Genomic DNA, 14,750 nt, shown 5'->3' on the forward strand with positions numbered 1-14,750 from the left:
TAACAACTACTGGGAACTGAAATCGATGATTATTGTAGATCGCGCCTTACAAGCCCGTGCAGAAGCTCATAACCCTATCAAGGTCGGCATGATTGGAGCAGGTTTCATGGGTCGGGGAATTGCCAATCAAATCACAAATTCCGTACCCGGCATGAAACTGGTTGCTATTGCCAACCGCAATGTTGATGCTGCTCAACGTGCATATTCAGAAGCCGGAGTTGAGAATTATCAAGTTGTTTCCTCTGTTGGCGAATTGGAAAGTGCGATCGCAAACGATGGGTACGCAGTGACAGATGATGCGATGTTGCTGTGCCGTGCTGAGGGGATTGATGCGTTAATTGAAGTGACGGGTGCGGTGGAATTTGGCGCTCATGTTGTTATGGAAGCAATAGCCCATCACAAGCACGTCATTATGATGAACGCTGAATTGGATGGCACTATTGGTTCCATCCTCAAAGTTTATGCAGACAAAGCAGGCGTCATCCTCACCGCTTGTGACGGTGACCAGCCTGGGGTACAAATGAATTTATATCGTTTTGTAAAAAGTATTGGTTTGACTCCACTATTATGTGGTAATATCAAAGGCCTACAAGACCCATATCGCAATCCTACGACTCAAAAAGCATTTGCCGAACGTTGGGGTCAAAAAGCTCACATGGTAACCAGCTTTGCAGATGGGACAAAAATCTCTTTTGAACAAGCGATCGTTGCCAACGCTACAGGGATGAAAGTCGCCAAGCGCGGTATGTTTGGATATGACTTTCAAAGTCATGTAGATGAAATGACTGGAATGTACGATGTCGAACAACTGAAAGAATTGGGCGGCATTGTAGATTACGTTGTTGGTGCAAAACCAGGTCCTGGAGTTTTTGTATTTGGAACCCATGACGACCCGAAGCAACGTCACTACCTCAATCTCTATAAGTTAGGCGAAGGTCCGCTTTACAGCTTCTACACCCCATATCACCTCTGTCACTTTGAAGTACCACTGTCAGTGGCTCGTGTTGTTCTTTTCCAAGACTACGTCTTAAGCCCTCTCGGTGCTCCTTTAGTAGACGTTGTGACGACTGCCAAAATTGACCTGAAAGCTGGGGAAACTTTGGATGGTATTGGTTATTACATGACTTACGGTCAATGTGAAAATTCCAACATTGTTCAAGAACAAAACCTCCTACCAATTGGTTTGGCAGAAGGATGTCGTCTCAAGCGAGATGTTTCCAAAGACCAAGTTCTGACATATGACGATGTCGAACTACCTTCAGGTAGATTGTGCGATAAGCTGCGTGCCGAACAAAATGCTTATTTCTTCAAGACCCTAGCAGCAGTGTAGGGATTAGGGACTCGGACTCGGAACAAAGGAGATAAGGTAAAATGGCGTGCGTTTAATCTCCAATGGCTAATCCCCATTGCTCCTTATCTCCACCAGAGTCCCTACTTCTCCCAATCCCCAAGTTCCGCGTTTACCAAAAAGTGTATAAACTTCGTTTACTTAATTTCCATGACAAAATATTTGTTAAAAATTAATAATAGAAAAACAAATTTTTAGTATCTTAAAAATCAATAGGAGGCGAAAGTAGATTGCCAAACAGTCTATAAACTGCTAAAACGAAGGTGCGGCGTTAAAGACAATCGTCATAAACTTTCCTCCGGTGATTACTGACCTTATAACCCCCAAGCCCTAATTTCTATAAGAATTGGTATAGAGTAAATCCACCAGGTTTAGTATGAAAATTGCCCTAGTTCATGATTACTTAACTCAAAAAGGAGGGGCGGAGCGCGTTTTTGAATTGCTGTGCAAGCGCTACCCTGATGCTGATGTTTATACTTCCCTGTACGATCCCGAGGAGACTATAGACTTAGGAGAACGTGCTGTTAATACAACCTTCTTACAAAGTATACCAGGTGCTACGAAGTATTTTAGATTGATGGCACCCTTTTACTTTCCTGCCTTTCGCGCATTAGACTTACAAGATTACGATCTAATTATCAGTAGCAGTACTAGTTTTGCGAAAGCAGTGCGGAAAAAACCAACAGCACGTCATATTTGCTTCTGTCATAATGTAACCCGTTTTTTATGGGATACAGAAACTTATTTACGGGAGTACGGAGACTATCGATATTTTGCCCCCCTCATCGAACAAGTTTTTGGGATGATGAGAAAAGTAGACTTAAGCTACGCACAGGAGCCAGACCTGTATATTGCTAACTCCAGTGTTGTGGCGCGGCGCATCAAAGAAATCTACGGTAAAAAAGCAATCGTCATCAATTATCCCATTGATACATCAAGATTTGTTTTTTCAGATACCAAAGAAGACTTCTATCTTGCCTCAGCTCGCATGATTAGTTACAAACGACTTGATATAATAGTCGAAGCTTTCAACTGGCTGGGGTGGCGGTTGCTAATATCAGGAAACGGTCCGGAAAGAGAAAGGTTAGAGTCTAAAGCATTAGGCAACATAGAATTCGTAGGACACGTTTCCGATGCAGAACGCACTCAGTTGTTTTCCAAAGCTAGGTCTGTTATAGTAGCAGCCCTAGAAGACTATGGATTAGTGCCAGTAGAAGCAAATGCTAGTGGAACGCCAGTTATTGCGTTTGGTGCGGGTGGTGTATTGGACACCCAAATACCTGGTAAAACAGGGGTCTTTTTCAAGAGGCAAACACCGGATTCGCTGCAAACTGCACTACTAGAAGCCAGGGATATCTATTGGGATTACGGGAACATTCGTAATCATGCGGTCACTCATTTTTCAGAAGAGGCTTTCTTTAGTAAAGTCGAACAAGTTATTGACCAAACTTGTGCAGTAAAGTAACTATTCATTTGATTTGATTAGCTGAGGGATAATAAACGTGGTTCAAAGCAGTCTAGGTCCATATGTAAATCCAGTTACTGAGTCAGAACCGGGTTACGGACAACTGTTAGCGGTTTTAGTACGCAGATTCCCCTGGTTTTTAGCAGTGTTTGTGGCATCTCTTGCCGTTGCAGGCTTAGTAACAAAAAGAACACCAACTACTTATGGAAGCTCAATGCAGCTTCTCATAGAACCTAACTATCAGGGCAAAAAAGAAGCAAACGCTTCAGTAGATAGTCAGTATACCGATCCCAACATTGAAATAGACGCTGCGACCCAGTTGAACTTGATGAAGAGTTCTGAACTGATGGAAAAAGCGGTAAGCAAGCTCAAGCCAGAGTACCCTGATATAACTGTTGAAGCTTTAAAAAGCGCCTTAGCCTTAGACCAAGTTAAGAGAAAAGAAGATAACACCGCAACTAAAATTTTCCAAATAGACTATATCAGTACCGAACCAGATAAATCCTACAAAGTCTTGGAGACGATGCGGCAAGTTTATCTGGATTACAACATCAAACAGCAAGACGAACGTATCCGAAGAGGTCTAAAAGTCATTAGGGAACAAATTAGAAAAGTTAATAGTGACGTTACAACAGCAGAGACCAATCTCCAACGCTTTCGTAGAAGTGAGAATATAATTAACCCGGATACACAGGCAAAAGCCACAGAAGATGAACTGACCAGAATTCAGCAAGAACGCGGTAAAACTCGTGCCGAGTATCAAGAAGCGGATGCTCGTTACAAAAATTTACTACAACAACTTCAAACGACCCCGGAAACGGCCCTTGCTGAAGCCCGTCTCAGTCAATCGACCCGCTATCAAGGTTTGCTGAACGAAATCCAGAAATCCGAACTGCTTCTGGCACAAGAACGCCTGCGTTTTACCGAACAAGCACCTAGCGTACAAAAACTTGTAGAACAACTTCAAAGCCAGAAGGCGTTGTTGCAACAAGAGCAACGGCGAACTTTGGGTGTAGAAGCAAAACCTCAAGTACAGGGTCTTCTAGAGCAAGGACAAAAAGGTCAAATTGACCTCAATCTTTCATCAGAACTGTTAAAAACAAGAACAGATTTATTGGCTCTTGTGGCTCGCGATCAAGTTCTAGCAAAGAAAGAAGATCAACTGCGTACCGAACTCAAACGCTTCCCCCGCGTGTTGGCTGAGTACAATCGTTTAGAACCTCAAGTACAACTTAACCGGGACAAGTTACAGCAGCTGTTAAAAGCAGAACAAGTCCTAGAGCAGGAACTCGATAAGGGCGGCTACAACTGGGAAGTGATCGAAAAACCCAAAATGGGTGTGAAGTTGGGTCCCAACCTCCAACAAAATCTTCTCTTAGGTGGAGTCGTAGGACTGATGTTGGGTGGGATTGCTGCTTTCTTGAGAGAAGCGGCTGATGATTCCGTTCACACCACTGCTGAATTAGAGAAGCAAGTTGCCTTACCACTGTTGGGAACAACACCGAAACTACCACCAGCAAGAGCAGCCAGAGATTCTGTGATTAAATTGCCCTTTGGCAAGCCTCAAGAACCCGCACCTTGGACAATACAAGTGTTGCAGTCCTCCCCTCGTTGGGAATCATTAGATCTGATTTACAAGAACATAGAACTTTTGAATTCTGTTTCCTCGTTCAAATCCCTAATGATTACTGCAGCCTTACCAGATGAGGGTAAATCCGCTCTAGCACTAGGTCTAGCTATGAGTGCAGCCCGCTTGCACAAGCGAGTTCTGCTTATTGACGCTAACTTGCGCGAACCTTCCCTGCACAAACAGTTGAACCTTCCCAACGAACAGGGTCTTTCAACTCTCCTCGCTAGTGATGTTTCCATACCCAATCAAATTAGCATTCAATCTTCTGGGTCTTCTTACATTGATATTTTAACTGCCGGACCTACCCCAGTTGACCCTGCTAATTTGTTGAGTTCTCCTCGCATGCAGCAGTTGATGGCAACATTTGAGGAAAACTACGATTTGGTCTTGGTGGACTCAACACCAGTCCTGGGTCTAGTAGATGCCCTGCTAACAGCATCATCTTGCCGTGGAGCAATTATGGTAGCTAGCATTGGTAAAGTGACCCGCACCCAAATGGCACAAGCTACAGCTATGCTCAGTCGCCTGAATCTCCTTGGAGTTGTCGCGAGTGGCGTGTCTAACTCTGGTAGCGCTTATATACCCTACACGACAACCCAAAATCGATTTGCCCTCCAACAGGCTATGGAGAAATAACCTTTTAAGGTTGGTTTGGCGGAGCAAGGCATTGCGCCCCCTATAGTTCAAACAGGGAAAAAATATTGCATAACAAGAGCGGATGCGATCGCATCCGCTCTTGTTTGTTTTATGCACTGCGTATTGTATCGCCACCCTAAATTACCCACAAGAAATTCACGAACGCTTCGGCGAACATAATTCGCCACCTTACAAACGCCTGCCCCTCCAGAGCCGCTATGCTACACTTAAGCCGTTAGATAGATGCTCTAAGTGCCTTTTACAGTTGAATATAATTAGCAGATAAGCCTTAAATGACTGGTAAAAAGGCTATTTTGCGGTCATAAACTGCCCTTCAGCTATCTCCTTTTTCTATTACTAAATGTTAAGAATGTAACTCTTAGCTAAGCCGATAATGTATCTTTAGTATGCTAGTAAGTTAATATACATTAACTCTTATTTAAAATAAGAAACAAGTTCTTTTTTATGTGTTGGTTCTTAATTATTTAACAGCTAAGCTTCAGTATTTCCCTTGTAAGAACAAATGTGAACTTAAAAGACTAGTTTTTCCGCGAGCGTGTCTTTGTTGAAATTACTAATTCCTTCCCAAAAGAATATAACTTAAAGGTGTAGGGTGGACAATGTCTGTTATTACCCCACCATTCAACCTCGATCGCCGTATCCGCCCAATAACAATTGGTCATTTTCGCCCCGGTCAGTGAATCATACCGCTTTGACAAAACAAGCCAAAGCTGCAAATGAGCCTTACTCCTGGGCTAAAGAGACAGATCTCTATCTGTGTTTATAGTGTAAAAGATTTTATAATCAAGTAAGTAATGCCTGGAGATAAATGTCAACCATCAATCGTTACGTATTTAAAACTTGAATTATACAAATTCAGAAATTAGATAAGTATATAAAATTTCTATATATCGGACTCCTCTGTGAGTTTTGAAATATACGTAGGGCTGCAAAGCTTGCTACATAAAGCTTTTAGTTAGTGTTTTACACCCTACAGTACTTAAAAGATTTTATAAATCATCACAATTTTTATATAAGAACGTTTACGGAATTTGTGCGCTCCAATGAGTAGTAATAATTCAGGTTTTTAGAAGTGCGAATCTAACATTATGATAAAATTACTACTGAAAATGAGTATTTACAGAAAACCGTTTACGATAGCTTAATAATTCAATGAAAAACGCAGTAACTCTATAAAGAGTGAATAAAGAATCTCAAGAAGCAACTGCTATTTCTACTGCGTCTTATATCCTAGAGATCGAATATCCATACGGATAAGCCAAATCAAGTAAATGAGTGGAACTTTATAACGTTATCCGGAAAATTCTATCGTAAGTAATGAATCTAGTACATCAAAAAAAATTAGATTATGGTGTGCAGTTGTTATTAGAGATAGTTATGAGGTTCCATAAGCCCACTCTACGGGTTGTTCCCAGAGCAAGAGAGATGAAGATCGCTTACGGCATTCTATAGCTTTCAAGTATCAGGTCGGCAATCTACTACCTTATGAGATGAAATACATATGACAACCTCAATAATACCAACAATACAAAATTACTATAAAGTGAAACAGCAACCACAAGGCAATCCTCCCCAATATTGTACGCTTCAATGGCGGCGCAATCAATTGCTGGTTATGCCTCCTGGGGAAATTAAGCAGCCGTATATGCCTTCATTGCACAAACAGCAGCTCCTTGTGGAGTGTTTAAAGGGTAGCCCAGCAACTTTAGTTCGCATAGACCCAAACTTAGGTGAAGCTCGATTAAAATTTTGGGCAGACGCGTGCCATGCAGCAGCTAAGCCAATTTTCCTTCGCATACCTTCTACTGACGCTCAACAAAAAGGCAGTAGCCTGCTCTTTGGATTGTTAAAACGGCCAATTGATTGGCTGGTGGCTTTGATCTTCTTACTGACATTTGCGCCTTTGATTCTGGGTTTAGTTTTATTGATGCGCCTTCACTCTAAAGGTCCAATTTTTTCTCGTCAATGGCATATTGGCGAACGGGGTAGACTCTTCAAGGTCATCAAGTTTCGTACAACTGCAACACAGCAGAAAGGCTTTGAAGAGGATGTAGTCTACCAAAATAGTTTATGCGATCGCAAGGATGAAGAAGAGGTAACAGTTCTTGGGCGTTGGATGCGTAAGTATGGATTGGACAATTTGCCACAGTTGCTCAACGTGCTGCGAGGTGAAATGAGTTTAACAGGACCCCGATGCCGGTCATTGAAAGATGCCGTGCGACTCAATTCAGAAGCACAAAAAAACCTGAATCGGTTACCAGGAATCATAGGCTCGTGGGAAGTCGAGGCAGAATCAGATCTGTTGCATCTAGATAGCCAAATATCCTGATTAACTTGTTGGCACAGACGCAGGCGGCTAAAGACAACCGAGCGAATATAACTTACAAGTAATATGTTATCCAGTCTACCTGTCAAATAAGTCCGCCACTTGTCTCTATCATTGGTATTAGTCTGACAAAATTATTTATGGATGCAGTTTGCGGTAATTGAGCTATTCATTTGCCGCAATTAGGTGCAGTCATAAGCTCAATTTTCCCAACTGTCTGGAATCATAAAAAACTGAAACGTCATGGCAGACAGACGATGAGCAAAAAGTAAATTGCACGGACATCAGGTCTTTAGCGTGCCCAGTTACAAAACCCCCGAGACAAACAAATGCAGCCTAAAATCTCCAAACAAGTTAACACTCTCCTAAAAAACATCATCAAAGCTAATAGGTTTTGGAAGGAAAATCACATAATCTTAAGAGAGTTTGGCAATTTTCGCAAAATAACTGTCTTGGCGATCGTGTTTACCTTCCTTTCAGCGACTTTTGAGGGTGTTAGTGTCGGATTTTTACTTTCCTTTCTACAAAGTCTAACCGATCCAACTGCTTCACCTAAAACCGGAATTAGCTGGTTGGATGTTTGGATAACAGCTCATGCCTCAACAGTCAATCCGCTATACGTAATATCTCTGCTGATCTTACTCAGTACTTGGACTCGTTCGGGCTTCAGCTATTTAGCATCAATTTATACAGAATCTGCCCAACTTAACCTTGCAGACCGTTTGCGAAAGCGGATTTTTGAACAGCTACAGTCTTTGCAACTGGGTTATTTCACTGAAGCTCGTTCTGGCGAAATCATGAACACGATGACGACAGAAATTGAGAGATTCAAGCAAGGATTCAGTGGAGCAGCTTTTGTACTAACTAGGGCATTGGTAGTCGTTGTCTACTTTATCTGTATGTTTTTGATATCGTGGCAATTGTCTATCCTGTCAGTTTTGTTATTTTCTCTTTTGGCAGTAGGCTTGACAACACTCAATGCTAGAGTCAGAGAAAGCAGTTTTGATATTTCTAAAGCTAATGGTAAATTTAACGCGATCGCATTAGAGTTCATTAATGGAATTCGCACCGTTCATGCAAATGGAACTCAAGAATTCGAGAGACAGCGTTTCTACAAATCAAGTAAAGAACTACTGAGCGCCTCGATAAAAGTTGTCGCCAGTTGGACACTCGTAAAACCCATAGCGGAAAGCGTTGCAACGACAGTTCTTATCGGTTTAATTATTATTTCCTTCGTTAAATTTACACTGCCAATCGCTTCGCTGCTAACCTTTTTCTTTGTCCTAGTGAGAGTGGTGCCAAGTTTGCAGGATATTAATGGAACTCTCGCCTATTTAAGTACATTGGGTGGCTCGCTAGAAAATATCAAGGATCTCTTAAGAGAAGATGACAAAACCTACTTTCAAAATGGCAACATTGAGTTTCCTGGATTGCAGCGCTCAATTGACATAGTCTCTGTCGATTTTGGTTACCAACCCAGCAATTTGGTACTTCATAACGTGACTCTCTCTATTGAAAAGGGTAAAATGACGGCACTGGTGGGCGCATCCGGTGCAGGTAAAACAACACTCGTTGATTTAATTCCTCGATTTTACGACCCGACAGAAGGACATATCTTTGTAGATGGTGTAGATTTGCAACAGTTTAACATTAACTCGTTGCGCCAGAGAATGGCAGTCGTCAGCCAACATACCTTTATTTTCAATACTTCAGTTTGGGATAACATTGCTTACGGTACACCCAACGCCACAGAAGCCGAAATTAGAGAAGCAGCCCGACTGGCAAATGCACTTGAGTTTATCGAACAAATGCCCCAAGGTTTTGCAACAGTTTTGGGCGATCGCGGAGCTCGTTTATCGGGCGGACAACAGCAACGTATTGCCATAGCCCGTGCATTATTGCGAGACCCAGATATTTTGATTTTGGACGAAGCAACCAGCGCTCTTGACTCAGTATCGGAAAGACTCATTCAAGAATCTATAGAAAAGCTTGCTGTTGGTCGAACGGTGATTGCGATCGCTCACCGACTCTCAACAATTGCCAAAGCAGACAAAGTCGTCGTTATGGAATCAGGAAGAGTTGTAGAACAAGGAAACTATCAAGACTTGCTACAAAGACGCGGCAAACTTTGGAAATATCATCAAATGCAGCATGAAGTCGGTACAGTCGAGTAAAAAGTTCTGATACAAAATAGCTCCTGAAGAAAGCAGAGCCAGAAGCCCTGCTCTCTTCAGAGCTAACAAACGCTTCATTGACTGTGTGAATTGATGTGTGAATTGAAATAAATAGCTAATTGAGCGCCAAAGCAGATCTACGTATTTGTATTTTATGAAATAGCTATAAACTAATTTTCTCTAAAAAGACAATTTACATTCTATAAATGAAGCAATATAAAAGTTTTCTTGATGAATGTTTAAACCGATTGCAAAAGTCTTTCTTTTTTAATTTAATAATATCACAATGAATAATTATACATGAATAGTTTTACTGGATTCAAAATGAAAGTTTCTATTATTATTGCAAATTACAACTATGCTAAATATCTACCTACTGCGGTTGAGTCAGTCATAGATCAAACGTATACAAACACGGAAATTATCATCGTAGATGATGGTTCTAAAGACAACAGCCCAGAGGTTATTCTACAGCTTGCCCAAAAGCATCCAGGTAAAATCAAAGCAATTTTTCAAGAAAACCAGGGACAGGGAGCTGCTTTCAACACGGGATTTGAGGCAACAAGTGGAGACATTGTTGCTTTTTTAGATGCTGATGATATTTGGAAACCTAACAAATTAGAGCAAGTTGTAAAAGCTTTCAATCACTCAGATGTTGTTGGTGTAATGCACCTGCTAGATAATGTCGATAGCGAAGGAAAACTTATCCCCAATTCTTCTGTTGTAGGAAGGGTTATGGATGACGATTTAGCAAAAGTCATTGTAGCAACAGGTAACGCTTGGTGTTTTCCGCCAACCTCCGGGCTAGCTTACCGACGCAGCGCTCTAACAAAAATTTTTCCTATAGATAGTGTGAAGTGGCGACTGTGTGTTGATGGTTGTCTTATTTATTGCACGGCATTTTTAGGAAAAATTAAGACGCTGAATGAAGTTTTAGGAAGCTATCGCCTCCATGGCAACAATAACTTCATTCAAGCAAAAGTAGAATTAAGTATGGATGGACAAACTGGAATCAGAATGACCAACCAGTACATCAACACCTTTCTGGAACAAATCGGTCATCAAGCTAGAGTCGATCTATCGCGCAACCTTCAGTACCGACGTACCAAATATTACATAAATAGTAAATGGAATTGTAAAGAAGCTTTGGCTATTTCCAATTTAATACTGGGCTGGCCATTTTACAATTTCTTAGATAGACTTTACTACCTTGCTAGGTTTTGGTTAAAAAATTCACAACTCCTTTATAAAAGGATAGCCTATGCAAAATCTTAACAAGACTTTTGTAGGGCTCTAATCAATTCTACGCTTCCAAGAAACCCGGTTGTGGAAAAGCTCGGGTTTCTAAAGCCCACTCAAAGAATTAATTGAACATTTCCATCAAATTCAATAAATCTAATCTATGACAAGGGATTGTAATATTATTTACATAGTTTTTTCATAGAAATGTGTTACTTACTATTATTAGTTGAAAATTTCTTAAAACCTTCCCGTTAAAGCAAAAATACGTAGTAATGAGAATATGAATGGCAGTAGAAAATCCCCAGAACCCTTAGTTAGTATTATTACACCTACTTATAACCGTCCCGACTATCTAAAGGCGGCATTAAGTAGTGCGGTTAAACAAACGTACCGCAATATAGAAATTATTGTTTCTGACAATTGCAGTCCGGAAAACCCCCAACCCATTGTGGAGTCTTTTAATGATGATAGAATTCGCTTCTACCGCAACTCAACAAACTTGGGGATGTTTGCCAACACCATGAACGCTTTTAAAAAAGCAAGGGGTAAATATGTGGCAAGTTTGCTTGACGACGATATGTGGGAAGAGAACTTTTTAGAAAAGCTCGTACCACCTTTGGAAGCTCATCCCAATTTAGCTCTTGCTTTTTGCGATCATTACATGATGGATGCCAATGGAGAAATAGATAGTGCCCTTACCGAGCATTGTTCCGAGCTATTTAAGCGAGCTTATTTATCTGAAGGAATCTTTCAACCTTTCCACAAGCTTGGCTTAATAGATAGGGCCGTCTCTACAGCGACAGCCGCCTTGATTCGTCGAGACGTTGTGGACTGGAAAAGTATTCCATCAGAAGTTGGTGGTTCGTGGGATTTATACGTGAATTACCTGTGTTGTCGCAATGGTTTGGGAGCGTATTATTGCCCTGAAAAATTAACTCGTTACAGAGTTCACGAACAAACAGACACAATGATGAGCGGTAGTCGAAATTCTCAAGCAAAAATCCGAAAAGCTCAAGCCGATCTTTTCTGCTATGAGAAGTTTATCGAAGATGAAAGACTCAAGGAATTTAGACCATATTTTCTACAACAATGGGGATACGTAAGTACTACTTTGGGAATTGGTTTGATGCGCTCCAAACAAATTAAAGAAGCGCGTCCTTACTTCTGGCGTTCTTTGCGTCAAAGTCTTAGCTTCCGAACAATGGTTGCACTTCTATTAAGTTTTGGACCCCCCAAAATAGCAGCTAAGTTTTAACTGAGAATTGAGTAAATTTAAGACTTGCCAGGGATTTTCTACATTATAAAAACTGACATAACACCAATCAACAGCGAAAGATGATGAGAGTAACCGGTTGTATTACCACGAGGAATCGTACCGAACGTTTGGAAGCATGTTTGGAAGCACTGTGGAACTCTGATGTTAAACCCCACACAGTGATTGTTTCTGATGACTCTCCAAGTAAAGAAGTACAGGAACAAAATTATCAGATCGTTCAGAAATATCCAGGAACAAAATACATTATAGGTCCTCGCCGTGGAGTCTGTGCTAACCGCAATAATGCAGTTAATGCAATCTCCTCCTCTGAAACTGATTTTGTTGCCTTTATTGATGATGATATTTGTGTTAAACCCGACTTTATTGGTCGTGCCCTAGATAGATATTCTCAACTATCTCCAGAACAAAAAGACCGTACCATTCTTTCAGGGATCAGTCGCAGCCCAGATGGTACTTACGAAATGGTTTCGGGAAAGTTATCTTTCCGGGGATACTTCTGTCAAGCCGATGTTCCTGAATCTGTCGCTATTCACGCCACCCTGTTTCCTCGAAGATTTTTTGACCAAGAACAGTGGGACGAAAATATTTTCTTTGGCTATGAAGACGCAGAGCTTTGTTTGAGAGCTTTAAAACAAGGCTACAAAATTCAACACTGTCCCGAACTGTTAGTAACTCACGCAGCCAGTGATGGTTGTACAAGTAGTTTGCACGAACCAGGAGTGGGTAGCTTGACAAGATATGAAATCTCAATAGAAGCAGCCAGACTATACGTCGGTATAAAACGTTATAAAGATTTATCTCCCAATCCAATTAAATTAATAGCGTTTCTCATCTTATACTTTGTTCATATGACGCTCTATTTGATAAAGCGGGGAGGAATTCAAGCTTGGCCTCAAATTGTTCGTTTATCCCGCATTCAGAAATTGTGGCGTCCATCTGTCGTGTAGACAGTCAATCTCAGATTATGGCGTAAATTATACAGGAACTTAAATGTGAAACTCTGCATCGTTACCCACAGCGTTATTAAAGGTGATGGACAGGGTCGGGTGAATTACGAGGTTACCCAAGAAGCAATTCGTCGCGGTCATCATGTTACCTTGTTATCAAGTCAACTAGCTCCAGAATTACAACAAAACGACCAAATTCACTGGGTTCCAATTCCGGTTGAAGGATGGCCTTCTGAATTGCTTCGCAACTTAATTTTTGCTTTTTCCAGCACAACTTGGTTGCGTAAGCACCGCTCTCAATTAGATGCAGTCAAAGCTAATGGTGCGATTACTTGGGCTAAGAGCGATCTTAACGCCGTCCATTTCGTACACAGTTCTTGGCTAAAATTCTCCTCCAAACAGGCAAAGTCAAAGTCAGTAAAAACTGGATTCCATCCACGCCAAGTTATTTACGATCTATACCAGTGGTTTTACACGGCTTTAAATGCTAGGTGGGAAAAGAAGTCTTTTCGTCAAACACAAATTGTGGTAGCAGTTTCTGATAAGGTCGCTAAAGATTTGTTAGAAATTGGTGTACCCCCAGAGTCCATTGAGATTGTTGTCAATGGTGTGGATTTGCAAGAGTTTTCTCCTGGTGTTAGCGATCGCCAAAAATGGGGTCTTCCGGAAGCCGTACCCCTTGCTTTATTTGCAGGTGATATCAGAATTCCTCGAAAAAACTTAGACACGGTACTGCACGCGCTTGTGAAAGTACCGAATTTGCATTTAGCAGTTGCAGGCGTTACAGAAGGTAGCCCCTATCCCCAGCTAGCAGCAACACTGGGGCTAAATGACCGAGTCCACTTTTTGGGATTGCGCCGTGACTTACCAGAAATCATGAAAGCAGTCGATTTCTTTGTTTTCCCCTCCCGATACGAACCCTTTGGCTTGGTTGTGATTGAAGCTATGGCAACAGGCGTACCTGTCATCACTGCTACTTCCACAGGTGCAGCAGATTTGGTCACACCAGAAGCGGGGATCGTTTTACCAGACTCAGACAACGTTGAAGCTTTGGCTGCTGCAATGTCAAACCTGACAAACAACCCACAGGTGAGAACTCAAATGGGTCAAGTCTCGCGAACAATAGCAGAACAACACAGTTGGAGCAAAATGGCCCAAACCTATATGGATTTGTTAGAAGATTTGAGTGGTAGGGTTTAGGGACAAGAGGGATAAGGAAGAATTGCTCATCTCCAATCCCTAACCCTAACCTTCTTCCATCACTTTCTCTCCTAGAAAATTTGAACCGCTCTCTTCAAGTAAGTCCGCCTGCGCGGGCTTAATTTGTATAGTCGCGACTTCCAATCGCCTCAATTATTCTCTCGCGCTTAGTGACACAAACAGCGCTAACCTCTCACCTTTATCTGTTTTTCATCCCGACATTCGTAATTTCCTTAACTTTATATATAGACTTTGTAGTGTTTTTAACGTATAATAGAACGAATAATTTGAAAAAATAAATGGGCATTAAGCGCTACGAAAACTCTATTTGATATTTAAACGGTACAGCAAATTTCAACTTGGTGAAGTACAGAAATATCCATCCGTGCATATCAGGTTCCCTCTCCAATGCTTGAGGGAGAGGTGTACTCCATTTAGACGCAAAGCGCTGTACCTAGGTAGAGCTAAAGCTCACCAAAACCTAA

Annotated in this window: 9 protein-coding genes; all 9 read left to right on the forward strand. The window is 41.5% G+C overall.

The features are described 5' to 3' along the window. Positions 1–25 precede the first annotated feature (25 nt). The 9 genes from AB0756_RS10290 (at position 26) to AB0756_RS10330 (ending at position 14,265) form a co-directional block, all read left to right on the forward strand. The gene (locus AB0756_RS10290; RefSeq protein ID WP_038076349.1) at positions 26–1,330 is read left to right on the forward strand and encodes an NAD(P)H-dependent oxidoreductase; all 1,305 of its coding nucleotides are present in this window, start codon (positions 26–28) and stop codon (positions 1,328–1,330) included. A gap of 394 nt (positions 1,331–1,724) precedes the next feature. After that, a complete protein-coding gene (locus AB0756_RS10295) occupies positions 1,725–2,813 on the forward strand; it encodes a glycosyltransferase (protein WP_038076351.1) in 1,089 nt (362 codons plus the stop codon). Positions 2,814–2,850: 37 nt separating this feature from the next. Beyond that, complete coding sequence (locus AB0756_RS10300; protein WP_038076353.1) at positions 2,851–5,079, forward strand: GumC family protein; 2,229 nt, start codon at positions 2,851–2,853, stop codon at positions 5,077–5,079. Positions 5,080–6,601: 1,522 nt separating this feature from the next. Continuing rightward, positions 6,602–7,429 carry a heterocyst development glycosyltransferase HepC gene (gene hepC / locus AB0756_RS10305; RefSeq protein ID WP_038076356.1) on the forward strand — a complete coding sequence of 276 codons (828 nt, stop codon included), beginning with the start codon at positions 6,602–6,604 and terminating at the stop codon, positions 7,427–7,429. Between the two features lie 326 nt (positions 7,430–7,755). Then, positions 7,756–9,600, forward strand: a complete 1,845-nt coding sequence (gene hepA, locus AB0756_RS10310; RefSeq protein ID WP_038076359.1) for a heterocyst formation ABC transporter subunit HepA — start codon at positions 7,756–7,758, stop codon at positions 9,598–9,600. Between the two features lie 324 nt (positions 9,601–9,924). Beyond that, positions 9,925–10,875 carry a glycosyltransferase family 2 protein gene (locus AB0756_RS10315; protein ID WP_038076409.1) on the forward strand — a complete coding sequence of 317 codons (951 nt, stop codon included), beginning with the start codon at positions 9,925–9,927 and terminating at the stop codon, positions 10,873–10,875. Between the two features lie 247 nt (positions 10,876–11,122). Next, the gene (locus AB0756_RS10320; protein ID WP_038076361.1) at positions 11,123–12,097 is read left to right on the forward strand and encodes a glycosyltransferase family 2 protein; all 975 of its coding nucleotides are present in this window, start codon (positions 11,123–11,125) and stop codon (positions 12,095–12,097) included. Positions 12,098–12,180: 83 nt separating this feature from the next. Continuing rightward, positions 12,181–13,065, forward strand: a complete 885-nt coding sequence (locus tag AB0756_RS10325) for a glycosyltransferase family 2 protein (protein ID WP_038076363.1) — start codon at positions 12,181–12,183, stop codon at positions 13,063–13,065. Positions 13,066–13,110: 45 nt separating this feature from the next. Beyond that, positions 13,111–14,265: a glycosyltransferase family 4 protein gene (locus AB0756_RS10330; RefSeq protein ID WP_038076364.1), complete on the forward strand. Its 1,155-nt coding sequence runs from the start codon at positions 13,111–13,113 to the stop codon at positions 14,263–14,265. Positions 14,266–14,750: the final 485 nt, after the last annotated feature.

Origin of the sequence: Tolypothrix campylonemoides VB511288_2 (genome assembly GCF_045999855.1) — a bacterium.
Classification (GTDB): Bacteria; Cyanobacteriota; Cyanobacteriia; order Cyanobacteriales; family Nostocaceae; genus Scytonema; species Scytonema bouteillei_A.

Coding starts and splice junctions, on each gene's coding strand:
- AB0756_RS10295 (WP_038076351.1), top strand. CDS start 1,725: ATGAAAATTGCCCTAGTTCATGATTACTTAACTCAAAAAGGAGGGGCG.
- AB0756_RS10290 (WP_038076349.1), top strand. CDS start 26: ATGATTATTGTAGATCGCGCCTTACAAGCCCGTGCAGAAGCTCATAAC.
- hepA (WP_038076359.1), top strand. CDS start 7,756: ATGCAGCCTAAAATCTCCAAACAAGTTAACACTCTCCTAAAAAACATC.
- hepC (WP_038076356.1), top strand. CDS start 6,602: ATGACAACCTCAATAATACCAACAATACAAAATTACTATAAAGTGAAA.
- AB0756_RS10325 (WP_038076363.1), top strand. CDS start 12,181: ATGAGAGTAACCGGTTGTATTACCACGAGGAATCGTACCGAACGTTTG.
- AB0756_RS10320 (WP_038076361.1), top strand. CDS start 11,123: ATGAATGGCAGTAGAAAATCCCCAGAACCCTTAGTTAGTATTATTACA.
- AB0756_RS10315 (WP_038076409.1), top strand. CDS start 9,925: ATGAAAGTTTCTATTATTATTGCAAATTACAACTATGCTAAATATCTA.